Source organism: Neptunicoccus cionae, from assembly GCF_002860325.1.
Lineage (GTDB): Bacteria > Pseudomonadota > Alphaproteobacteria > Rhodobacterales > Rhodobacteraceae > Amylibacter > Amylibacter lutimaris.
In genome coordinates this window covers 95,333-116,666 of record NZ_PKOJ01000004.1, presented here as the reverse complement: position 1 = coordinate 116,666, position 21,334 = coordinate 95,333, and the positions used below count along the sequence as shown (strand labels likewise).

At 58.4% G+C, this 21,334-nt stretch carries 24 protein-coding genes and 1 riboswitch; of the genes, 21 read left to right on the top strand and 3 right to left on the bottom strand.

Annotation, left to right across the window (positions count from 1 at the left end; translation table 11 throughout):
- The first annotated feature begins 19 nt into the window (after positions 1–19).
- The 18 genes from C0U40_RS11265 to C0U40_RS11180 all read left to right on the top strand — a co-directional run bounded on the left by C0U40_RS11265 (position 20) and on the right by C0U40_RS11180 (position 16,003).
- On the top strand, positions 20–799 hold the full coding sequence (locus C0U40_RS11265; RefSeq protein WP_101655888.1) for an IclR family transcriptional regulator: 780 nt from the start codon (positions 20–22) through the stop codon (positions 797–799).
- Positions 796–1,791: a thiamine pyrophosphate-dependent dehydrogenase E1 component subunit alpha gene (locus C0U40_RS11260; protein WP_219619784.1), complete on the top strand. Its 996-nt coding sequence runs from the start codon at positions 796–798 to the stop codon at positions 1,789–1,791. The genes C0U40_RS11265 and C0U40_RS11260 overlap by 4 nt, the downstream gene beginning before the upstream one ends.
- Positions 1,791–2,765: an alpha-ketoacid dehydrogenase subunit beta gene (locus C0U40_RS11255; RefSeq protein ID WP_101655887.1), complete on the top strand. Its 975-nt coding sequence runs from the start codon at positions 1,791–1,793 to the stop codon at positions 2,763–2,765. Before C0U40_RS11260 ends, C0U40_RS11255 begins: the two co-directional genes overlap by 1 nt.
- Positions 2,762–4,498 carry a thiamine pyrophosphate-binding protein gene (locus C0U40_RS11250; protein ID WP_101655886.1) on the top strand — a complete coding sequence of 579 codons (1,737 nt, stop codon included), beginning with the start codon at positions 2,762–2,764 and terminating at the stop codon, positions 4,496–4,498. The genes C0U40_RS11255 and C0U40_RS11250 overlap by 4 nt, the downstream gene beginning before the upstream one ends.
- 45 nt (positions 4,499–4,543) lie before the next feature.
- Positions 4,544–5,575 carry a TRAP transporter substrate-binding protein gene (locus C0U40_RS11245; protein ID WP_286134922.1) on the top strand — a complete coding sequence of 344 codons (1,032 nt, stop codon included), beginning with the start codon at positions 4,544–4,546 and terminating at the stop codon, positions 5,573–5,575.
- A 64-nt stretch (positions 5,576–5,639) separates the two neighbouring features.
- Positions 5,640–6,191, top strand: coding sequence for a TRAP transporter small permease subunit (locus C0U40_RS11240; RefSeq protein WP_101655885.1), 552 nt, complete (start codon positions 5,640–5,642; stop codon positions 6,189–6,191).
- Entirely contained in the window at positions 6,179–7,546 is a 1,368-nt protein-coding gene (locus tag C0U40_RS11235; protein ID WP_101655884.1) for a TRAP transporter large permease, read from the top strand. The genes C0U40_RS11240 and C0U40_RS11235 overlap by 13 nt, the downstream gene beginning before the upstream one ends.
- A complete protein-coding gene (locus C0U40_RS11230) occupies positions 7,543–8,322 on the top strand; it encodes an SDR family NAD(P)-dependent oxidoreductase (protein ID WP_101655883.1) in 780 nt (259 codons plus the stop codon). The genes C0U40_RS11235 and C0U40_RS11230 overlap by 4 nt, the downstream gene beginning before the upstream one ends.
- An 84-nt stretch (positions 8,323–8,406) precedes the next feature.
- A riboswitch (TPP riboswitch) is annotated at positions 8,407–8,508 on the top strand.
- Between the two features lie 62 nt (positions 8,509–8,570).
- Entirely contained in the window at positions 8,571–9,380 is an 810-nt protein-coding gene (thiD, locus tag C0U40_RS11225) for a bifunctional hydroxymethylpyrimidine kinase/phosphomethylpyrimidine kinase (protein WP_101655882.1), read from the top strand.
- Positions 9,377–10,372: an FAD-dependent oxidoreductase gene (locus tag C0U40_RS11220; RefSeq protein WP_101655881.1), complete on the top strand. Its 996-nt coding sequence runs from the start codon at positions 9,377–9,379 to the stop codon at positions 10,370–10,372. Before thiD ends, C0U40_RS11220 begins: the two co-directional genes overlap by 4 nt.
- A complete protein-coding gene (gene thiS / locus C0U40_RS11215) occupies positions 10,356–10,553 on the top strand; it encodes a sulfur carrier protein ThiS (RefSeq protein WP_101655880.1) in 198 nt (65 codons plus the stop codon). Before C0U40_RS11220 ends, thiS begins: the two co-directional genes overlap by 17 nt.
- Positions 10,554–10,556: 3 nt before the next feature.
- Positions 10,557–11,330 carry a thiazole synthase gene (locus C0U40_RS11210; protein WP_101655879.1) on the top strand — a complete coding sequence of 258 codons (774 nt, stop codon included), beginning with the start codon at positions 10,557–10,559 and terminating at the stop codon, positions 11,328–11,330.
- Positions 11,327–11,923: a thiamine phosphate synthase gene (locus C0U40_RS11205; protein ID WP_101655878.1), complete on the top strand. Its 597-nt coding sequence runs from the start codon at positions 11,327–11,329 to the stop codon at positions 11,921–11,923. The genes C0U40_RS11210 and C0U40_RS11205 overlap by 4 nt, the downstream gene beginning before the upstream one ends.
- The gene (locus C0U40_RS11200; RefSeq protein ID WP_101655877.1) at positions 11,902–12,906 is read left to right on the top strand and encodes a HesA/MoeB/ThiF family protein; all 1,005 of its coding nucleotides are present in this window, start codon (positions 11,902–11,904) and stop codon (positions 12,904–12,906) included. Before C0U40_RS11205 ends, C0U40_RS11200 begins: the two co-directional genes overlap by 22 nt.
- Before the next feature lie 4 nt (positions 12,907–12,910).
- Positions 12,911–13,849, top strand: coding sequence for an ABC transporter substrate-binding protein (locus tag C0U40_RS11195; RefSeq protein ID WP_101655876.1), 939 nt, complete (start codon positions 12,911–12,913; stop codon positions 13,847–13,849).
- Positions 13,846–14,529 carry a thiaminase II gene (gene tenA / locus C0U40_RS11190; RefSeq protein ID WP_101655875.1) on the top strand — a complete coding sequence of 228 codons (684 nt, stop codon included), beginning with the start codon at positions 13,846–13,848 and terminating at the stop codon, positions 14,527–14,529. Before C0U40_RS11195 ends, tenA begins: the two co-directional genes overlap by 4 nt.
- Entirely contained in the window at positions 14,526–15,251 is a 726-nt protein-coding gene (locus tag C0U40_RS11185) for an ABC transporter ATP-binding protein (RefSeq protein WP_101655874.1), read from the top strand. The genes tenA and C0U40_RS11185 overlap by 4 nt, the downstream gene beginning before the upstream one ends.
- Positions 15,248–16,003: an ABC transporter permease gene (locus C0U40_RS11180; protein WP_101655873.1), complete on the top strand. Its 756-nt coding sequence runs from the start codon at positions 15,248–15,250 to the stop codon at positions 16,001–16,003. The genes C0U40_RS11185 and C0U40_RS11180 overlap by 4 nt, the downstream gene beginning before the upstream one ends.
- Positions 16,004–16,054: 51 nt before the next feature.
- Here C0U40_RS11180 and C0U40_RS11175 read toward each other — a convergent pair whose 3' ends face one another.
- Entirely contained in the window at positions 16,055–16,405 is a 351-nt protein-coding gene (locus tag C0U40_RS11175; protein WP_101655872.1) for a PRC-barrel domain-containing protein, read from the bottom strand.
- A gap of 375 nt (positions 16,406–16,780) precedes the next feature.
- Here C0U40_RS11175 and C0U40_RS11165 point away from each other — a divergent pair, with 375 nt between their 5' ends.
- Together C0U40_RS11165 and C0U40_RS11160 are read left to right on the top strand one after the other, a co-directional pair.
- Positions 16,781–17,470, top strand: coding sequence for a hypothetical protein (locus tag C0U40_RS11165; protein WP_101655870.1), 690 nt, complete (start codon positions 16,781–16,783; stop codon positions 17,468–17,470).
- Positions 17,471–17,764: 294 nt separating this feature from the next.
- Entirely contained in the window at positions 17,765–19,390 is a 1,626-nt protein-coding gene (locus tag C0U40_RS11160; protein WP_286134920.1) for a Na/Pi cotransporter family protein, read from the top strand.
- Positions 19,391–19,394: 4 nt separating this feature from the next.
- Here the strand turns inward: C0U40_RS11160 and C0U40_RS11155 are convergent, their stop codons facing one another.
- Positions 19,395–19,910 carry a hypothetical protein gene (locus C0U40_RS11155; RefSeq protein ID WP_101655869.1) on the bottom strand — a complete coding sequence of 172 codons (516 nt, stop codon included), beginning with the start codon at positions 19,908–19,910 and terminating at the stop codon, positions 19,395–19,397.
- Positions 19,911–20,114: 204 nt separating this feature from the next.
- Between C0U40_RS11155 and C0U40_RS11150 the strand changes: the two genes are divergently transcribed.
- On the top strand, positions 20,115–20,543 hold the full coding sequence (locus C0U40_RS11150; RefSeq protein ID WP_101655868.1) for a YqaA family protein: 429 nt from the start codon (positions 20,115–20,117) through the stop codon (positions 20,541–20,543).
- On the opposite strand, the gene C0U40_RS11145 is transcribed toward C0U40_RS11150, so the two are convergent.
- Positions 20,529–21,332 carry a nitrilase-related carbon-nitrogen hydrolase gene (locus tag C0U40_RS11145; protein ID WP_101655867.1) on the bottom strand — a complete coding sequence of 268 codons (804 nt, stop codon included), beginning with the start codon at positions 21,330–21,332 and terminating at the stop codon, positions 20,529–20,531. The genes C0U40_RS11150 and C0U40_RS11145 overlap by 15 nt on opposite strands.
- Positions 21,333–21,334: the final 2 nt, after the last annotated feature.

The window sequence follows — 21,334 nt, the reverse complement described above, 5'->3', positions numbered from 1 at the left end:
GAATGAGGGAGGATTTAAAGTGACAACGGAAGCGCCGGTAGGCTCGATTGCGCGTGCACGAAATGTGCTTGGTGCTTTGGCGTCCCAGCCACTCGGGGCGAGCCTGACCGAAATTATGGCGCAGACCGAATTCACTAAAACCACCACGCACCGCGTGCTCGCATCGCTTCAGGCGGTCAACTACGTCTATCAGGATCCCGACACGCGGAAATATCACCTTGGCCATGCGCTGGCGTCACTGGCGCGGATGGCAAACCGGTCCGATCTGGCGGCACTGGCCAAACGCAGCATGCGCCGCATTGCCGATGCCTGTGAGGACACGGTGTTCTTGTCCGCCCCTGAAGGTGCCGCCTCCATCTGTGTATGCCGCGAGTTGGGTGCATTTCCGATCCGCGTCCTGACACTGGACGCAGGCAGCCGCGTTCCCCTCGGGGTCGGTGCATCGGGTCAGGCGCTTTATGCGGTGACAGACAAACCCAAACGCCGCGCAGCAGCTCGGGCCAATGTGGCCTGGATGGCAGAGTACAATTACACACCTGAAAAAGCCGAACAGCTTGCTGAAGATTTCCACACCAGAGGCTATGCGCTGAACCCGTCCATTCCGGTCCCGGGCATGAGCGCGGTCGGCCTGCCGATTGTTACCAAAAGCGGGCGGATTTGTGCGGCATTTGGCATCGGCGCAATTAACGAACGGATGAGCACGGCGCGTATTGAGGGGGAATTGATCCCGTTGCTGCGCCGCGAGGTAGAGGTGTTGTCCGATAAATTTACGATATTGGATCAGGAGGGGTTATTTTGAACCTGTCAAATTTCGATCAGGACGCAGGGCTGCGGCGTCTGCACATGATGGAGCGCATACGCGCCTTTGAGGAAACCGCCCGCCGCGCTGCAATAGACGAGGAACTGGTACTTGGGGCGATCCATCTGTCCATCGGACAAGAGGCGGTGGCGACAGGGATTATCGAAAACCTGCGGCGCGACGATTACATCCTGTCCACCCACCGCGGCCACGGCCATACGCTGGCCAAAGGTGCGCAGGCAGATGCGATGATGAAGGAACTGCTGGGCCGTGAAGGCGGCTGTTGTGGCGGCAAGGGCGGTTCCATGCATATCGCGGATTTCGGGGTGCGGATGCTGGGCGCAAACGGTGTGGTCGGCGCCAATATCACCATCGCGGCGGGGGCGGCCCACGGGATCAAACTGCTTGGCGGGGATCAGATCGTGGTCTGCTTCTTCGGGGACGGGGCCTCTAATCGGGGGCCGTTTCTGGAAGGCGTGAACTGGGCGGGGGTGTTCCAACTGCCGATCCTGTTTGTCTGTGAGGATAACCAGTACTCCGCATCCACTCTGACCAGTGATATGACCTCTGGCAACATTGCAGACCGCGCCCGTGCGCTTGGCCTGCGCACCACCGAAGCGGATGGTAATGACGTGACCGCGCTGGCCGCAACAGCAGCAGAGATCACAGCGCGTATCCGCGAAACCGGAACGCCGGAATTTCTTATGGCCAAGACCTACCGGATCAGCGGCCATACCTATTTCGACCCCGCCACTTACCGACCCGAAGGAGAGGCAGAGCGGATGAAAGCCACCACCTGTCCGATTGCCCGCCTACGCGAAACGCTTAGTGAAACGGGCGTTTCAACGGACGAATTGGACGGGCTGGCACAGGAAGCCCGAGCGGAAATGGATCGCGCCCTTGATGCAGCGCGGGATGCGCCTTGGCCTGCGGATGAAACAGCCTTTGCCGATGTGCAGGACATCGGTTCCCCCCTGCAGGAGGCGTTCTGATGGCTGTGATGAGTTATGCCGATGCCGCGAAATTGGCCGTGGCCGAAGCGATGCGGGACGATCCAACTGTCTGGTGCGTGGGCGAGGATCTGGGCCGTGGCGGTGTGTTCAAACAATACACCGGACTGGTGGAAGAATTCGGGCCGCAGCGGATATCCGATGCGCCAATCTCCGAGGCGGCGATTATGGGTGCGGCTTTTGGTGCGGCAATGGCGGGCACCCGCCCGATCGTGGAAATGCGCTTTGCCGATTTCGCGCTCTGTGCTACGGACGAGCTGGTGAACCAGATCGCCAAGGCGCGGTTCATGTTCGGCGGTCAAAGCCGTGCGCCCATGGTGATCCGCAAGCCTATGGGGATGTGGCGGTCCTCTGCGGCGCAACATTCCCAATCGCTTGAAAGCTGGTATGCCCATATTCCGGGGCTGGTTGTTTGCTGTCCGGCGACACCGCAGGACAATTATTCCATGATGAAAGCCGCCATCGCCTGTGATGATCCGGTGGTCTATCTGGAACACAAGAATATCTGGGCGCACGAAGGCGAGGTGGATACCACAAAGGCTGTGGAGTTCGGCAAGGCAGCCCTGCGCCGTTCCGGCCAACATGTGACGCTCGTTTCATGGTCCCACACCGCGAACCTGTGTGTCGAGGCAGCCGATACGCTGGCCCGTCAGGGAGTAGAGGCCGAGGTGATCGACCTGCGCAGCCTCTGGCCTTGGGACAAGGCGGCGGTGTTTGACAGCGTGCGCAAGACGGGTCGTCTGCTGGTGGCACATGAAGCGGTTTCTGTCGCTGGCTTCGGGGCCGAAGTGGTGGCGACCGTGGCCCAGAATATCCCGATGAAAACCCTGCCCAAACGTCTGGGCAGCCCGCGCGGGCTGATCGCCTATGCACCAAACCTTGAAGATCAAATGCGGGTCACTGCACCGATGATTGCAAAAGCCGCGCAAGACATGATGGAGAATGAACCCGCATGAGTAATACCAATGAAATGACAGGGGGCGAGGCGCTCGTCCGGATGCTGCTGGCTCATAACGCAGGACCGATGTTTGGCATGGGTGGATTCCAGTTGCTGCCGTTTTACGATGCAGCGCGGCGTCTTGGGCTGGACCACAATCTGATCAACGACGAACGCTGTGCGGTGTTTGCCGCAGATGCCTATGCCAAGGTTTCGGGGCGCGTCGGTCTGGTGGATGCTACACTGGGGCCGGGGGCGACAAACCTTGTCACCGGACTGGTAGAGGCACTGAACGCGGGCAGCCCGATGGTTGCGATCATTGGCGATGCACAGCGGGATCACGCTGGCAAGAACATGACGCAGGAAACCGATCAGGTGTCCATCCTGCGCCCTGCCTGTAAGGAACTGTTGCGGGTCGAGGCGATCCAGCGCATCCCCGAAATCATGCGCCGCGCCTTTGAGGTTGCCACCTCGGGGCGTCCGGGTCCGGTGATTGTGGATGTGCCCGAAGACATCGCCCACGGGCTTTACGGGTTCGAGGAGTCGGACTTTGCAGTTGACCCCGCCCATGAATCCGCCCCTGCCATCCGCTGTCGCCCTGCGGCTGAACCGCTGGCTAAAGCAGCAGGCCTAATCGCCGCTGCCAAACGCCCTATCCTGTTGTGCGGCGGGGGCATCCATATTTCTCAGGCAACCGGGGCCGTCACCCGCTTTGCCGAGGAAAACGCCATCCCCGTCGCCCACACCATGAGCGGTAAAGGCGCGATTGCCTGCACCTCTGATTTATCCGCCGGACTGTTCGGACGCTATGACCGGATCGCAAACGATCTGATCGCCGCTTCGGATTGCATCATCGTGGCAGGCTGCAAGCTGGGCGAAATCGCGACCAAGCGGTTTACCATTCCCACAGCAGGCCAGACGGTGATCCATCTGGACAATGTGGCCGAGGAAATGGGCCGCACCTATCAACCGACGGTCAAGCTTTGGGGGGATGCGCGGGAGGGGTTGAACGATCTGTGTGATGCTCTTGCGGATCGGGCCACGGACCAGCGCAAGGCGCGGGTGGATTATCTGGCGGAAATTCCGGCCAAAATGCAGGTCTGGCATGATGAAGTCGCGGCAGAGCGGCTGTATTCCGAAGAAACCCCGATCAACATGGCGCGTCTGATCACCGAGCTGAACACCCACCTGCCCGAAGACGGCCACCTGATTGCAGATGGCGGTTTTGCGGCGCACTGGGGCGGCTTGCTGTTCAACTCCAAAAAAGCGCGGCGCACCTTTGTGCCGGATCGCGGCTTTGCCTCTATCGGGTACGGGTTGCCCGGCGCAATGGGCGCCCAGCTTGCCAACCGCGATGCTGTGGTTGTGGGGTTGACCGGCGATGGCGGCTTTAACATGGTACTCGGAGAGCTTGAGACAGCGCGGCGGATGAAACTGGGCGTTACGGTGATCGTCGTAAACAACGCTGCGTCCGGATACGTGAAGGCGCTGCAACATTTGATGTACGGGGAAGGGAATTACCAAAGCTCCGATCTGGCGGAAACGAACTATGCAAAACTGGCAGATGCGATGGGCTGTCACGGCATTCGGGTGGAGGACCCGGCAGAGATCGCGGATGCGCTGAAGGCGGCTTTTGCGGAAAAAGACCGACCGAGCGTTATTGACGTGATGGTCACGCGCGATCCGGCAAAGATGCTGCCCGCAGTGGATAACCGGACGGTGCAAGTGAAGAAAGGCGACCGTGTGGCCTGATACACGACAGATTTACAAACTTTATTTGATTGGGAGGAGATCAATATGAAACGCAACTTTACAATGGCAGCCTGTGCTGCCGCACTTCTGGCCGGAACGGCAGGGGCAAAGGATATCGAAATGCAATCGATTTTTCCGGAATCCCTGCCACTGTTGGGAAAGCCGGCTTGGGATATTTCCAAACGGGTCGATACGCTTACTGCCGGTGGTATCAAGTTCGACGTAAAGGCACCGGGTGAGATCGTCTCTACCGGCGAGGTTTGGGATTCCGTTTCAACGGGTGCTGTGGAAAGTTCATGGTATTCAATCGGTTTTGCCGAAGGCGTGGTGCCCTCTGCGCCCCTGTTCACGACATTTCCGTTTGGTCCTGACATCAAGGAATATGCAGCATGGTGGTACTATGGCGGCGGTCAGGAAACTTGGGCCGAGATCACTGAAGCGAAATACAACATCAAGACGTTGCATTGCTCCACGCTGGTGCCCGAAGCTTCTGGCTGGTTCCGCGATGAAATCAAAACGCTGGACGATTTGAAGGGCAAGAAGATGCGGTTCTTCGGTCTGGGTGCGTCTGTGATGGGCAAGCTTGGCGTAGAGGCTCAGTCCATGGGGCTGGCCGACACGATGTCTGCACTGAACACCGGCGCGATTGACAGTGCGGAACTCGGCTTCCCTTTCCTTGATAATATGGTTGGCATGTACGACCACGCCAAACATTATTATTTCCCGGGCTGGCATCAGCAAACCAGCTTCCTGAGCGTGATTATCAATCTGGATACTTGGAACGACCTGAGCGATCAGGAACGCGCCATCATCGAAACCGCCTGCGAAGCGCAAGTCCTGAAAACGATGGCTGAAGGCGAAGCGGTGCAACTGGAGCCTCTGGCGAAAATGCAGGCTGAAAACGGTGTGATCGTTCATGAATGGCCTCAGGAAATTCTGAGCGCTTACGAGACGGCCTGGACTGAAGTGGCCGCCGAAAAATCCGCAGCGGATGAAGATTTCAAAACCACTTGGGAAAGCATCCAAACGTTCCGCGAAAACTATTCGGAATGGAAAAACATCGGCTACCTGAAGTAAGCCGTTTAAACGAGACCGGTCCGGCGGGGGGAGCTGCCGGACCGGATTTATCAAAGGGGGGAACATGCACACCAGTCTGAAAATCGCTTCGGCGCTGACGACCGTATGTGACTGGGCTGCAAGGCTGGCCGCAGTACTGCTGTTCGTACTTGTCGGGGTGATCATGTATGACGTGATCGGGCGCAAGTTCTTCTCAACCGGATCAACCATGCTGCAGGAACTGGAATGGCACCTGCACGGCGTGATCGCTGTGTTTGCCTTTGGCTATGCCTATACCCGTGACGCCCATGTGCGCATTGACGTTATTGCCGGAAAGATGACCCCGCGCTTCCGGCTTTGGCTGGAATTCTGGGTGGTTGTACTGCTGGTTATTCCCTTCTTCCTGTTCATCGCATGGCACGGCTACGAATTTGCCGCCCGCGCGTTCGAGCGGGGTGAAGGTGCCAACGGCGGGCGCGGCTTGCCCCATCGCTGGATCATCAAATCCGCAGTGCCCGTTTCGGCCCTGCTGACCGTGGCGGGCTGTAGCGCAGTTGCCCTGCGCATTCTGGCCACGCTGAAACGCCCCGATCTGATTTCACAGACATTCCTTGAAAGAGGCCTATGGAAACGCTGACTGAATTCCTGCCCGCGATTATGTTCCTAAGCCTGATCGCAGGGTTGTTCACAGCCCTGCCGGTGCCCATCGTGCTGGCAGCAGTGACGCTGATCTTCGCCATTATTGCCCTTGCCTTGGGCGAGATGCGGTTCGTTCATCTGTCCCTTGTGCCGACACGGATATACGGCGGGGTGATCGACAACGCAGTGCTGGTGGCCGCGCCTATGTTCATCTTCATGGGTGTTGTGATGGAGAAAACCCGCATCGCCGAAGACCTGCTGCTGACGCTGCAAAAACTTCTGGTGCGGGTGCCGGGCGGGCTGGCGCTGGCGGTGGTCCTGATGGGGACAATTCTGGCCGCAGCGACAGGGATCATCGGAGCATCGGTTGTGATGCTGACAGTGATGGCCCTGCCGACCATGATGCGGGCGGGATATTCCGCGCCGCTGGCCACCGGCACAGTGGCAAGCGCAGGGACACTTGGCATTCTCATCCCGCCCTCTGTCATGCTGGTGTTCATGTCGGACCTGCTGTCCCTGAACCTTGCCAAAGTGTTTGTTGCAGCCTTTCTGCCCGGCTTGTTTCTGGCGGCGGTCTATCTGGTCTATCTTGTGACCCGCTCTATCCTGCGCCCCAGTGAAACACCTGTGCCCCGCGGCCTTACGATTGAGGAGAAATCCGGTCTCTGGCGCGAGGCTATTGTCTCTGTGTCCTTTCCGCTGATCCTTATTGTGGCCGTGCTCGGCTCTATCATCGGTGGGTTTGCCAGTCCGACCGAAGCCTCCGGTGTGGGGGCATTTGCGGCGCTGTTTCTGGGGTTGATCCGGGGTCGGATCAACTGGACCGTTCTGGGCGAGGCGACCGATAGTTCGCTGCGCACCATCGCCTTGTTATTCTTCATCTTTGCTACCGCCACCGCATTTTCCTACATCTTTCGTAAAGTGGGCGGGGATGATCTGATCGTTGAACTCGCCCGCAGCCTGAACCTCGGGGATTGGGCGCTGTTGTTCATGATGATGATCATGGTTTTTGTGCTCGGCTTTTTCTTTGACTGGATAGAAATCACCCTGATCCTACTGCCGATTTTTGCCCCGATTGTGGATCTGATGGATCTCGGGGATCACATTGACAAAAAGGATCTGGTCTACTGGTTTACCATTCTGGTGGCAGTGAACCTGCAAACCTCCTTCCTGACGCCGCCCTTCGGGTTCGCCTTGTTTTACATGAAAGGTGCGGCTGGGAACCTTGTGGAAATGCGCGACATCTATCGCGGTATTATCCCCTTCGTTCTGTTGCAGGTTGCGGTGCTGTTCATCCTGATCTGGCAACCGGATCTGGCCATGTGGCTGCCAGGCAAGGTGTTAGGAAATTGAGCCGCTTATCGGGAAAAAGGGTCGCCATCATCGGCGCAGGATCGTCCGGCGCGGGCTGGGGCAACGGAAAAGCGACCGCCGTGTTATTTGCTCGGGAAGGCGCGAAAGTGCTGTGTGTGGACCGCGTCGCAGAGGCTGCCGAGGAAACCGCCGATCTGATCCGCGCCGAGGGTGGCATCGCTGAAACCTCTGTCGCGGATGTGACGGACGCAGCGTCCGGAGAGCAGGTCGCTGCGCGGGCTGTTGAACTCTGGGGCGGGATTGATGTGCTCGACTATAATGTGGGGATCAGCCAGCAGGGTGGCGTGCTTGAAACCACGGATGCAGACTGGGACCGTGTGTTTGACATCAACCTGACAGGGGCGCTGCGGATGACCCGTGCGGTGCTGCCATTGATGCGCGATCAGGGCGGCGGATCGCTGGTTTATGTTTCCTCGCTGGCGGCGGTGTACTCCGCGCCTTACAGCTATGTGTCTTATGAAGTTTCCAAAATGGCGCTGGTCCGCTTTGCCCGATCTGTGGCCCACGAAAACGCCAGCTATCAGATCCGGTCCAATGTGATTCTGCCCGGTGTGATCGACACGCCCCATGTAACAGCCTTTGTAGATTCCGAAACCGATCCCCAAGAACTGTCCCGCCGCCGCTCCGCGATGGTTCCCATGGGCCGTCAGGGCAGCGCGTGGGATATCGCCAAAGCGGCCTTGTTTCTAGGGTCCGATGACAGTTCTTATATTACAGGGGAGTCCCTGAAAGTGGACGGCGGACTGACCGTCTGACACGCCAGATTGACGGATCGGCAAAACGGTCCGAATTGCCCATTGCAAGGCAGTGCGAACTGTCCTAACCATTGGCGCAGACAATTTTATCCGTCGGGGAGCCCACATCGGGCTGAGAGGTGTTCGCACCGACCCGTCGAACCTGATCCGGGTCATACCGGCGTAGGGAACGGGTACACTGCACAGGCGAACATCGCCCGCAGTCCTTTCTTTCGCTGGTCATCCCGTTAAACGATGGAGACAGACCAGTGACCGGCAAAACACCGATAGCACTTACTATTGCAGGGTCCGACAGTGGCGGCGGGGCTGGTATTCAGGCCGACCTGAAAGCGTTTTCCGCAAATGGTGCTTACGGGGCCAGCGTGATCACCGCGATCACCGCGCAGAACACGCAAGCAGTGACAGCGGTGCATGAGGTGCCCGCTGATGTGGTCGCCGCGCAGATCGAAACGGTTCTGGCAGATATTCCGGTAAACGCGATCAAGCTTGGCATGTTGTTCTCTCCGCGCATTATTGATGCGGTGGCAGATCAGCTTGCCGGTTTTAAGGGGCCGATTGTTGTTGATCCTGTGATGATTGCAAAATCCGGCGATGCGCTGCTGCAAGACGCGGCGATCAATGCGATGCGCGAGAAAATCCTGCCTCTCGCGACAGTGTTGACCCCGAACCTGCCCGAAGCGGCAAGGCTGCTGGATGTGGCAGAAGCAGAGACGCCCGAAGCTATGGCTGCGCAGGCAGAGGCGCTGATGGATCTCGGACCGAAGGCGGTTCTGATGAAGGGCGGACATTCCAGCGGCGAAACCTGCACGGATGTGCTGATCGGGCAGGACGGCGAACCGCTAACCCTCTCTGCGCCGCGTATCCACACCCGCAACACCCACGGCACAGGCTGCACCTATTCCGCAGCGATTGCGGCTCATCTCGCCAAAGGGTCTGATCTGTCCAACGCGGTGACGGCGGCGCACGGCTATTTGCAAGCGGCGATTAAAGCGGCGGACCAGCTTTATATCGGGGCGGGGCACGGTCCGGTCCACCACTTCCACGGATACTGGACATGAAAGACGTTACCGTCATCGGCGCGGGTGTGGCAGGGCTTTGCGTGGCCCGCACCCTGCTGGATCGAGGCGCACGTGTCACCCTGATCGACCGCCAGTGCGACCTTGGTCCGGCGGCCTGTTCATGGTGGGCGGGCGGAATGCTGGCACCCTATTGCGAGGGGGAAAGTGCAGAAGAACCCGTCGTGCGTCTGGGACAGGAAGCCGCTGACTGGTGGGAGGCAAAAACGCAGGCGGTCCACCGTCACGGCTCATTGGTTGTGTCGCCCGCGCGGGACAGGTCGGAGCTGACCCGCTTTGCCCGTCGCACCACCGGATATCGTGAGGTATCGGGGGCCGAGATCGACGCACTGGAACCTGATCTGGGAGGACGGTTTTCCAAAGGTCTGTTCTTTGAGACCGAGGCCCACCTCGCCCCGCGTGAAGCTTTGCAGCAGTTGCGCCAGTCCGTTCTGGCGGATGGTGCGGAGTTCGTTGAGGCCGATGTCGACCCTGCGGATTACGCCGCCAAAGGATTGACGGTGGACTGTCGCGGGTTTCAGGCCCGGGCCGATCTGCCAGACCTGCGCGGCGTTAAGGGAGAGATGTTGGTGCTCTCCTGTCCCGATGTGTCCCTGTCCCGTCCGATCCGTCTGCTGCACCCGCGCATCCCGCTTTATATCGTGCCGCGTGGAGACGGGGTTTTCATGCTGGGCGCAACGATGATCGAAGGGCAGGCAGGCCGGCATGTAACCGCCCGCGCCCTGTTGGAACTGCTCAGCGCGGCTTATGCCCTAAACCCCGCTTTTGGCGAGGCCGAGGTGCTGGAGATCGGCGTCGATAGCCGCCCTGCCTTTGCCGACAACCTTCCCCGCATCCGCCAGAGCGGCAACCTGATTCGCGCCAACGGGCTGTTCCGGCACGGCTTCCTTCTGGCGCCAGCGCTGGCGCGGATGGTGGCAGAGCGGATCTTTGACAACACAACACCGGAGGTGATGGATGAAACTGCAACTTAACGGCGCAATGATCGAAACGCAGGCGAAAATGCTGGACGGGCTGCTGGAAGAACAGGGGTTCACCGGCGCTAAAATCGCAACGGCTGTGAACGGTGAATTCGTGCCAGCATCGGCGCGTGCCACGCAATCTCTGTCCGATGGTGACCTCGTTGAAGTGCTCGCCCCGATGCAGGGGGGCTAGAACATGCGCGATTTTTACGGAACGACCCTTGCCAACGGCTTCATGCTTGGCACTGCGCAATACCCGTCGCCTGCGATCCTTGCAGATGCCTTCCGGCGCAGCGGTGCCAGCGTTGCTACCGTATCCCTGCGCCGTGAAAGCGGACAGGATCGGGCGGGGCAGGACTTCTGGCAGATGATCCGCGCGCTGGACGTGCATATCCTGCCAAATACCGCCGGATGCCACAGTGTGAAAGAGGCTGTCACCACCGCCCATATGGCGCGGGAAGTGTTTGATACGAAGTGGATCAAGCTTGAGGTGATTGGCGAGGAAGACACCCTGCAACCCGATGTTTTCGGTCTGGTCGAAGCCGCGCGCATCCTGACCGAAGACGGCTTTCAGGTCTTTCCCTACACCACCGAAGATCTGGTTGTGGCGGACCGGTTGCTGCACGCCGGCTGCGAGGTTCTGATGCCATGGGGTGCGCCGATCGGGTCGGGTCTGGGGTTGAACAACCTGTTCGGTTTGCGGGCTATGCGCGCCCATTTCCCTGATGTGCCACTGGTGATTGATGCAGGGCTGGGCCTGCCGTCACAGGCGGCACAGGCGATGGAACTCGGGTTTGATGCGGTGCTGCTAAACACAGCTGTTGCGAAGGCGGGAGACCCTGCTGGAATGGCCGAAGCCTTTGCCACCGCGATCCGCGCAGGCCAGCTTGCTGCTGCTGCGGACCCGATGGAACCCCGCGACATGGCCGCCCCCTCAACCCCCGTTATCGGAAAGGCGTTTTTGTCATGAAACTCGACCGTTTTTACCCCATCTTTGACAGCGCAGACTGGCTAGAACGGCTGGTCCCGCTTGGTATCAAGCTGGTGCAACTGCGCATCAAGGATCAAACCCCCGACGAAATCCGCGATCAGATCCGCCATGCGAAAGCGGTATGTGCTGCCCATGATTGTACTCTGGTCATCAACGATTACTGGCAGATCGCGATAGAAGAAGGCTGCGACTGGCTGCATCTGGGACAGGAGGATCTGGACACCGCAGATATTGCGGCGATCCGCGCGGCGGGATTGCGGCTCGGGGTCAGTACCCATGACAGGGCGGAATTGAACCGCGCTTTGGACCTGAAACCGGATTACATCGCGCTTGGCCCGATTTACCCGACCATTCTGAAAAAGATGAAATGGCACGAACAGGGGGTGGAGCGTCTGTCGAAATGGCGTGACCGGATTGGTACAATTCCCCTGATTGCCATCGGTGGCATGTCCATCGAACGCGCAACAGGTGCGTTTGACGCGGGCGCGGATGTGGTGGCGGCAGTGACAGACATCACCCTGAATGCCAGCCCCGAGGACCGCGTATCTGCATGGCTGGCGGCCACCCGATGAACCGGTATGAAAGACAGATGATCCTGCCCGAGGTGGGCACAAAAGGGCAGGCGGCCATCCGTGCGGCCCGCGTTCTGGTGGTCGGGGCAGGGGGGCTGGGCGCACCGGTTCTGCAATACCTTGTCGGGGCCGGAGTGGGACATATCACGCTGGTGGACAGCGATACGGTTTCCCTGTCGAACCTGCACCGCCAGACCCTGTTCCGGCAGGAAGATGCGGGCAGACCCAAGGCCGAAGCCGCTGCAAAAACAATGCGCGGTTTGAACGGAGACTGCACAATAACGCCGCTTGTCAAAGTGCTAGACCCGCAGAATGCGGATGATCTGGTCGCGCAAAGCACGCTGGTGCTGGATTGTGCCGATAGTTTCGCTGTCAGCTACGCGTTGTCGGACACCTGTCTGCGCCTTAACGTTCCGCTGGTCAGCGCCTCTGTGCTGGGCTTTGCGGGATATGTGGGCGGTTTCTGCGGCACGGCGCCTTCGCTTCGCGCGGTATTCCCCGACTTGCCAGACCGCGCCGCCACCTGCGCCACTGCGGGTGTGATGGGCCCTGTTGTCGGGCTAATCGGGGCTGCACAGGCACAGATGGCGCTCGGCGTGATAATCGGGCAGAGTCCTTCACCGCTCGGGCAGGTGATCAGCTTTGACATGCAGCGGTTTCACAGTGGCGGTTTTCGCTTTGACACAGCACCAGAACCGGATGCAGACCTGCGCTTTATCGCAGCAAAGCAAATTACACAGACGGATTTTGTCGTGGACCTACGCGGAGAAGACGAAGCTCCCGCAACCGTCACCCCTACCGCGCAGCGCCTCACCGTGGCGCAGTTTGCGGCAGAAAATCCTGAACCACAAACCGGCCAGCGGGCCGTTTTTGCCTGTCGCTCGGGCCTGCGGGCCTGGAATGCGGCGACACACCTGCGGTCCTACTGGGACGGCGAAATTTCTTTAATTGCTCTCGGCGATACGCCGGAAAACGAAAGGTAATACCATGAAACTCACTTCCCTTGTTGCGGTTCTGTCCCTGACAGCCTCACCCCTGCTGGCACAGGATAAAATGACGCTGCTTCTGGACTGGTTCGTAAACCCCGACCACGGCCCGGTGATCGTTGCGCAGGAAAAAGGCTATTTTGCCGATCAGAACCTAGAAGTCGAAATTGTCGCCCCTGCCGATCCATCCGACCCGCCGAAAATGGTTGCCGCGGGCAAGGCTGATCTGGCGATTTCCTACCAGCCGCAACTGCACCTTCAAATCCATGAAGGTCTGCCATTGCAACGGGTTGGTACGCTGGTGGCGACACCGCTGAACTGTCTGCTGGCGCTGGAAGACGGGCCGATCAAATCTCCGGCTGATCTGGCAGGCAAGAAGGTCGGGTTTTCTGTGGGCGGCGTGGAAGAAGCTGTGCTTGGTTCGATCCTGCGCCACAACGGATTGTCGCTGGATGATGTGGAACTGGTGAATGTGAACTGGTCCCTGTCGCCTTCGCTGATGTCGGGGCAGGTGGATGCAGTGATCGGCGCCTATCGCAACTTCGAGCTGAACCAGATGGACATCGAAGGTGTCAAAGGCAAGTGTTTCTTTGTCGAGGAACAGGGTCTGCCCGCCTATGATGAGCTGATCTACGTGGCCAATACGGAAACGATGGACAAGGATATGATCGCGCGTTTTCTGGCCGCGACCGAGAAAGCCACTCAGTACATCGTGAACCACCCGAGTGAAAGCTGGGAGATCTTTGCCTCCACTTCGGCAGAGTTGCAGGACGAGCTGAACGCCCGTGCCTGGGTGGATACCGTGCCCCGTTTTGCCTTGCGCCCTACGGCCATGGATGCGGGCCGCTATGCAGCCTTTGAACGTTTCCTTAAAGAAGCCGACCTGATCCCGTCCGAAAATCCTGTTTCTGCAATCGCAATCGACGTGACAGTGAAATGAGCGCGCCTGATTACGGTAAAACCTTCGGACTGCTCCGCACAGGAGCAGGCCAGACCTGGACAGATTACACCCGCCACGCATTTGTCGAAGGGTTGAAGGACGGAAGCCTGCCACGGGAGTGTTTTCTGCACTATCTCGTACAGGATTACGTGTTTCTTGTGCACTTTGCACGTGCGTGGTCTCTGGGGGTCGTGAAGTCCGAAACGCAGGAAGAGATGCGGGTCTGTGCGCAGACGGTGGATGCGCTCGTCAATCACGAGATGTCGCTACATGTAAAAACCTGCGCGGCGGCAGGGATCGACGAATCCGCGCTGTTCAATGCGGCAGAGGCAGATGGAAACCTCGCCTATACCCGTTATGTTCTGGACGCGGGGCTGCAGGGGGATTTTGTAGATCTTATCGCAGCACTCTCCCCTTGCGTTATGGGATACGGTGAAATCGGCCTGCGTCTTGCGGCAGAGAAGTCTGCGGATACACCCTACAGCGAATGGATCGCGACCTATGCAGACCCCGAATATCAGGGCGTTTGCACCACGGTTGGCGAGATGCTTGATAACGCTGTGGCGCGCCGTATTGGTGACCTCGCCACATCACCGCGCCGCGCATCCGTTCAGGCACGGTTCACCAAGGCCACAGCACTTGAGGTCGGTTTCTGGCAGATGGGGCTCACGCCACAATGACACTGCCACCGGGGATACTCCTGTCCGGACAACACTATCTGGAAGGGCAGCTTTTGTTCAAAGCGGAACTGGAGCTGCCTGCGGGTGAGTGGACCTGCCTTCTGGGACGTTCGGGTGTGGGAAAGTCGACGATCCTGCGCCTGATCCTTGGGTTGGAAACCGGTGGACGGTTTGAAGGCAGTATCGCTGCCAGTGACGGTGTGCCGCTGGACCGACGTATCGGGTATATGGCGCAATCCGATTTGCTGCTGCCCTGGCTTACCGTTCTGGAAAACATCTGCATCGGCGCGAGGCTACGTGGAACTGCGCCGGATCTTGAAAGGGCGCAGGTCTTGCTGGATCGTGTCGGACTGGCCGATCGGGCAGGCGCGAAACCGGCAGCCCTGTCGGGCGGAATGCGGCAGCGGGCAGCACTGGCGCGCACCCTGATGGAAGATCAGCCTGTGGTGTTTCTGGATGAACCGTTTTCGGCACTGGACGCAGGAACGCGGGCAGATATGCAAGAGCTTGCGGTAGAAGTGTTAGCGGGGCGGACAGTCCTTCTGGTCACACATGATCCGGCAGAGGCAACACGGCTGGCAGATCAGATTATCGTCTTGTCTGCCGCAGGTGCGGCCCCTTGGCCGGTACCGGCCAGTCCTCCGTTGCGAAGCCTGAGTGATCCGGAAACGCTGTCCTGTCAGACCCGTCTGCTCGACCATTTGCGCGGAGTTACCGTATGAGACCGTTTGACATCGTGCTTGCTATCGGAATCGGCCTTGCGCTGTGGCAGGGGTTGGTGATCATAACCGATGCGCCGCATTTTATTCTGCCTTCTCCGCTGCGGGTGGCACAGGCCATGTGGCACAGTCGCGTTATCATTGCCGAAAACGCGCTTGTCACCGCCAGCGAAGTGGCGCTCGGTCTGTTGTTTGGGTCCCTGCTCGGGGTGGCAACTGCAATCCAGCTTGCTCTGTCCCGCACAGCCGAGCGTATCATGTTGCCGATCCTTGTGTTTACCCAAGCGGTTCCGGTGTTCGCGCTGGCACCCGTGCTCACGCTTTGGTTCGGCTACGGGATGGGGTCAAAAATTGTGATGGCGGTTCTGATCATTTATTTTCCGGTAACCTCTGCGTTTCATGACGGATTGACCCGAATTGATCAGAACTATCGTGATCTTGCACAGAGTATGGGCGCGAAAAAACTTCAGTTCTTGCGCCAGATTCAGATTCCGAATGCCCTGCCCAGTCTTGGCACCGGTTTGAAGCTGGCGGCGGTTTATGCACCGATTGGTGCTGTCATCGGGGAGTGGGTCGGGGCGTCCAAGGGATTGGGGTACTTGATGCTACTGGCCAATGGTCGCGCCAAGATTGATCTGATGTTTGCCAGCCTGATCGTGCTGGCCTGTCTGACGGTCCTGCTGCATATCGCAGTTGGCATTCTGGCGAACCGCCTGTCGCGGTATGCAGGTGGAGAGGTATCCCGGACAGGGTAAAACAACAAAACGGCCCCGTTACGGGGCCGTTTGCCTGTCGTCGTTAGCGTATCAGAACCAATAGGTTGGTACGCCGTAATGGTCATGGGTGCGGCGCTCCCAGTCACGGTCGGTATACCAACTGTCGTGGCGCTCCGGCGCGCCTTTGACCTCAAACTCGGTCAGGTCGGTTACAAAGCCGTCTTTGGCCGGATCATAGGTCAGTTTGCCCCATGGCACCGGATGGTGATCCTCACCCATCCCGAGAAAGCCGCCAAAGCCCATGACGGCATAAGCCACGTTGCCTGACAGTTTATCAATCATAAGGTGGTCAATGTGGCCGATCTTGCTTCCGTCGGCACCGTACACATTAGTACCGTTTACATCGGCAGAAGAAACCAGACTGCTGGATGAAGTCGTCATTTGATAATCCTCCTTTGTTGAGTGTTGATGCTTCCATAACGAGCGACAGTGGCCGAGAGTTCCCGCCATTTCCGGTGTCTGCCTCCGCTGGCAGGAATCCACCGATCGACCCCGTGATTCATGCGCAAGCCCAGCGTTTTTTCGCCGCCGGACCAGCCTATCCTCATTCCTAAAATCACCACCGGGAACTTTTTTGTGAGCCGCGCGTTATTTTTCCACGAGCGCTTGGCGCCCGTATCAGGCGTAGCCACTAAACGGAGAATAAACATGCACGGAATTATTTACCTTGTCGGACTGGTCGTCGTTGTACTGGCGGTTCTTTCACTTCTCGGCCTCGGTTGAGGTCGCCAATTCAACTTTTAAAGGGAAAAGCATATGACTGAACGAACTCAAGGTTTGGCCGCTGCGCCTGTCGCCTATCAGCATGACGGAAGCTATGTGGACTGGTCGTCCATCATCGCCGGCGCTGTTGTCGCATCAGGCATAGCATTTGTGTTCACCACATTTGGCGCCGCTCTTGGTCTGTCGCTGGTCTCCCCGTACGAGGGTGACGGCTCGGCGATGGCATCCATGATTGCTGTAGGCTCCTGGATGTTGTGGACTACGATCTCCAGCTTCATGGTGGGGGGATATATCGCCGGACGGATGCGCCGCCGGATTGATCCAGTGAACGATGATGAAGCCGCTGTAAGAGATGGTATCCACGGACTGGCCGTTTGGGGCGTGGCTTTATTGCTTGGCGCGTTTCTGCTCGGTTCTACGGCGGACACTGCTGTTAAGGCGACAGCAGATGTTAGTACCGCCATCGCAAACGTTGCGGATGATGCAGTGAACGTGGAGGCAGCAGCGGAGCAGCCGGCACAACAGGCAGCAGCAGCCACTGACATGACGGAGGCGGAAGCAAAAGAAGCCGCCGAAACCGCACGGATTTATTCTGTCATTTCCGCATTCATTGCAGGTGCCTCCCTGCTGATCGCCGCAGCTGGCGCCTATTGGGCCGCCGGAATGGGCGGGCAACACCGTGACGAAGGCCGCGTTTTCGGGCGCTTTGGCCGCTGGACATAGGAGGAAGACAGATGGGTGCGATACTACTCTGGTTGATTGGCGTACCGCTTTGGATAGTTATCCTGCTGGTACTGCTGGTGTGACGCTACGGCTTCACTAACGACATTGAAAAGCCGCCCCGTTCGGGGCGGCTTTTTCCGGTACACACACCCTAAAAACCCCATCATATTTGTACCACATGTATTGAAAGCCAGCGGGGAAGGTGTCAGGTCATATGTGGTCAGGCAACAGATCCGGAGCATTACAGCCAAAGTGACTATTCTTTCCTTCATCATACACCTCGCAGGGGCGACAATGTTGTTGCTTTACGCGGTGCGGCTGGTGCGAACCGGGATCGAGCGTGCTTTCGGGGCTTCGTTCCGGCGTATCATTACGCGCAATGCAAGTGTGACAGGGGCTTCTGCAACAGGGCTGGTTATGGCGATCATCCTGCAAAGTTCGGCGGCGGTCGGCCTGCTGGTGGCCGGTTTTGCAGGGACGGCTGCACTCGGCTTCGGGCAGGGGCTGGCGATGACCCTTGGTGCGGATCTTGGATCAGCCCTGCTGATACAGATACTGTCCTTTCCGCTGGATTGGCTCGTGCCCTTGTTGCTGGCAGTCGGGGGAGCAACTTTCATCCATTCGGGAAGTCGTAACGCAAAGCAGGCGGGGCGGATCATTCTTGGCATTGCGTTTATTCTGATTTCCCTGCGGTTTTTGCGCGAAACCATGGACCCGATCCGTGACAGCAACTTTCTACCCGCCATTGCCGGTTATCTGGCGCAGGATTATGTGACGGCATTCATCGTTGGTGCAACGCTTGCGCTGGTGATGCATTCTTCGCTTGCAGTGGTGTTGATGTGCGTAACGCTGGTCAGCTTGAACGCCGTTCCGGTTGAAGCCGGAGTATCGCTCGTGCTTGGCGCAAATCTGGGGTCGTCCGTGATCCCTGTCTGGCTTAGCCGTGGCATGTCGCTCCAGTCCCGCCGCGTGCCATTGGCCAATTTGGTGATACGGGGCAGTTGGGCTATCCTCGCAGTGATCCTTGTGAATAACCTTCCCATACTTGCAGTGCTGAGCAGCGGAAAGGCGGGTCAAACGCTGGTGAACGTTCACATTGCGTTCAACCTTGCGCAACTGCTGGTCCTGCCGTTCTGCCGGTTTATGGAAGCGCCGATGTTGCGGCTGCTGCCGGACAGGCTGGACCCCGAAGAGGTTACACCCGTCCTTCACCGCAGCGTTCTGGAAGGCGAAACGCCTGTGTCGCCCAGTCTGGCGCTTGCCTCTCTTAAACGCGAAGCCTTAAGGATGACCCAGATTATCGAAGGAATGATGCTGCCGGTGATGGATATATACGGTACCTATGACAGCGATCGTGCCGCTTATATCAAAAACGAAGACGAAGCGCTGAACAGTGCGCTCGACAGTATCCGTCTCTATGTGGCTGCCATCCCGAGCGATACGTTGCGCAAAAAAGAGAACAAACAGGCAAGGGAGCTGACGGAATACGCAATCGCGCTGAAATCGGCCGGGGATATCATTGTCAAGTCGATGCTGCCGCTGGCAGAAGAAAAGAACAAGGACAGGATCAGCTTTTCAGTCGCCGGACAGGCCGAACTGGTGAGCATGCATGAACGGGTTCTGGCGAACCTGAAACTGGCCTCCAATGTGCTGGTGTCCGATGATCTGGCCAGTGCAAGGCTGTTGCTGGAAGAAAAGGCAGAGATGACCCGAATGGAGCGCAGCAGCCGCAAAAAGCATCTGCGCCGCTTAAGTGAAGGGACTGCAAAAAGTTTTGAGTCCAGTGATATCCATCTGGAAACAACACGGGCGTTGAAAGAGTTTAACAGCCATATTTCAGCGGTCGCTTACCCGATCCTCTATCGGGGTGGCCAGTTGCTCGAAACGCGCTTGATCGAGGAAATGGATCGCGACAAATAGCCGTTTAGCCCGGAACCGAAGTATCCTTTGCCCGTGACGGGCGCATTTTGTAGTTCGCCTCTGTCACATAGCTTTCGATCTTTTCGATCTTGATCCGATGAGCAGTGGTTTCGGCTTTCTGCCGTTCCTCACTGGCCCTGTCAACCTGTGCAAGCACGTCGGCAGACGGGTGCAAACGTTCGATCCCTACGCCGATCCCGAAAGCAAGTAGCGACCCTGCGACGATCGCAATATTGGCTTTGGGATGGGTGAAAATTCCAGCCAGCAACCCGAGCGAGACAAGTGCCGCAGATCCGCCGATGTAGACGGCGAGCCACATAAGCGTCTGCGCACCTTGCATGTGGTCGAGCGCGAAGGAATTCAGATGCATAATCCCGAACATCACACCGGTAGAGACCACAACCAAAGTGGCAAATCGCACAGCGCCGCCTTCGCCGCTCTGGTCCTGTTTGGTGTCTTTGATGCCTGTAATTTTGCTGCCCCGACGGGATGCCGGTGAATAATCCGCCTGCAAAGCCATGCTCTTACCTTTCCGGTTTTTTAGAACGTCTGCTCGGTGGATCAACGTTCCAAGCGTGGAAAGGTTCCCCCGACCTGTGGATAACTTTGGCGGCCGGTTCGGTCTTCTGTGGCGGCGCAGCCGGTTCAAGGGTAAGAAACACCAACTCTCGCAATCAAGGGCTTACGTGTTGAAATTTGGAACTACCCCGTTCGGATCACCTGAATGATTGCCTATCTCGGTCTGTTCGGTGCTGCTCTGATTGCTGCAACAATTCTCCCCCTTCAATCCGAAGCTGTGCTGGTCGGGTTGTTGTTGACGCAGGACTATCCGGTGTCGGTCCTGTTCCTTGTGGCAACCGGCGGAAATGTTTTGGGCGCGGTCATCAACTGGTTTTTAGGTCGGTTCCTGCTGTCTTTCCAGCACAAGCGGTGGTTCCCTGCAAATGAACAGCAGCTTGCGCGCGCGCAGGCCTGGTACCACCGTTACGGGCGCTGGTCCCTGTTAGGAAGCTGGCTTCCGGTTGTCGGTGATCCGCTAACACTGGTGGCCGGCGTGATGCGTGAACGGTTCCTGCCGTTCCTTCTGCTGGTCACCCTTGCCAAGGCGGGACGCTATCTTGTCCTGATCGCTGCAACTTTAGCTTGGCTGTAGATCTTCGGTTGCGCCCCCTACACGGGGCAGGCCTTGGGAGTTTATTTCGCGGATGTAATCCATGGCCTTCGGGTCAGACGCCAATTCGGCGCTGATCAGTCCGGATGCCGTCGTGCTGTGGACCACGCGGTTCTTTACGTCCGTGCCCGATATCTGGCTTTTCCCGATATAGGTAAAATGCCCCTCGTCCCCGATCCGGTTGGCATAGGCCACTGTCAGTTTGTTCTCGATCGCGCGGGCAGGGACAATGATGTCTGGCACCCAATGCTCCGGCGCCATGAGCGCGGTTGGCACCAAAACCGCCTGCGCCCCCGCTTGGGCGGCTTCGCGGACCAGTTCGGGGAATTCAACATCAAAACAGATAAGAACGGCGAAACGGGTGTCTTTATAATCAAACAGCAGGGGAGCGGAACCGGCTTGAAAGACCGTTTTCTCCCATTCTCCGAACAGGGCGCGCTTGCGATAAATCAGCGGCTCTCGGGTGGCGGGCCGGAAGACCAGTGCCACGTTTTCGGTACCAGCGGCGGTCGGAAGGTAGCTGCCCAGCACGAATGCAATGCCGGTGTCATCGCATAAGGCTTGCAGGGCGGTTATTTCATCGGGGGTGACGGCCGCCGCGCAAGGGGAGACTTCTGCGGCGTCGCGGTAGTATCCGGTCAGGAAGCACTCGGGAAAAACAAGGATATCCACGCCGTCTGCTTTTGCCTCTCCAAGGGCTGCTGCAATAATTTTCCGTGCGGCACCCACGCCGCCTGATGGTGTTTCATCTTGCCAGACCCCGATGCGCATGA

Coding starts and splice junctions, on each gene's coding strand:
- C0U40_RS11255 (WP_101655887.1), top strand. CDS start 1,791: ATGGCTGTGATGAGTTATGCCGATGCCGCGAAATTGGCCGTGGCCGAA.
- C0U40_RS11250 (WP_101655886.1), top strand. CDS start 2,762: ATGAGTAATACCAATGAAATGACAGGGGGCGAGGCGCTCGTCCGGATG.
- C0U40_RS11245 (WP_286134922.1), top strand. CDS start 4,544: ATGAAACGCAACTTTACAATGGCAGCCTGTGCTGCCGCACTTCTGGCC.
- C0U40_RS11240 (WP_101655885.1), top strand. CDS start 5,640: ATGCACACCAGTCTGAAAATCGCTTCGGCGCTGACGACCGTATGTGAC.
- C0U40_RS11235 (WP_101655884.1), top strand. CDS start 6,179: ATGGAAACGCTGACTGAATTCCTGCCCGCGATTATGTTCCTAAGCCTG.
- C0U40_RS11220 (WP_101655881.1), top strand. CDS start 9,377: ATGAAAGACGTTACCGTCATCGGCGCGGGTGTGGCAGGGCTTTGCGTG.
- thiS (WP_101655880.1), top strand. CDS start 10,356: ATGAAACTGCAACTTAACGGCGCAATGATCGAAACGCAGGCGAAAATG.
- C0U40_RS11210 (WP_101655879.1), top strand. CDS start 10,557: ATGCGCGATTTTTACGGAACGACCCTTGCCAACGGCTTCATGCTTGGC.
- C0U40_RS11205 (WP_101655878.1), top strand. CDS start 11,327: ATGAAACTCGACCGTTTTTACCCCATCTTTGACAGCGCAGACTGGCTA.
- C0U40_RS11200 (WP_101655877.1), top strand. CDS start 11,902: ATGGCTGGCGGCCACCCGATGAACCGGTATGAAAGACAGATGATCCTG.
- C0U40_RS11195 (WP_101655876.1), top strand. CDS start 12,911: ATGAAACTCACTTCCCTTGTTGCGGTTCTGTCCCTGACAGCCTCACCC.
- tenA (WP_101655875.1), top strand. CDS start 13,846: ATGAGCGCGCCTGATTACGGTAAAACCTTCGGACTGCTCCGCACAGGA.
- C0U40_RS11185 (WP_101655874.1), top strand. CDS start 14,526: ATGACACTGCCACCGGGGATACTCCTGTCCGGACAACACTATCTGGAA.
- C0U40_RS11180 (WP_101655873.1), top strand. CDS start 15,248: ATGAGACCGTTTGACATCGTGCTTGCTATCGGAATCGGCCTTGCGCTG.
- C0U40_RS11175 (WP_101655872.1), bottom strand. CDS start 16,405: ATGACGACTTCATCCAGCAGTCTGGTTTCTTCTGCCGATGTAAACGGT.
- C0U40_RS11165 (WP_101655870.1), top strand. CDS start 16,781: ATGACTGAACGAACTCAAGGTTTGGCCGCTGCGCCTGTCGCCTATCAG.
- C0U40_RS11160 (WP_286134920.1), top strand. CDS start 17,765: ATGTTGTTGCTTTACGCGGTGCGGCTGGTGCGAACCGGGATCGAGCGT.
- C0U40_RS11155 (WP_101655869.1), bottom strand. CDS start 19,910: ATGGCTTTGCAGGCGGATTATTCACCGGCATCCCGTCGGGGCAGCAAA.
- C0U40_RS11150 (WP_101655868.1), top strand. CDS start 20,115: ATGATTGCCTATCTCGGTCTGTTCGGTGCTGCTCTGATTGCTGCAACA.
- C0U40_RS11145 (WP_101655867.1), bottom strand. CDS start 21,332: ATGCGCATCGGGGTCTGGCAAGATGAAACACCATCAGGCGGCGTGGGT.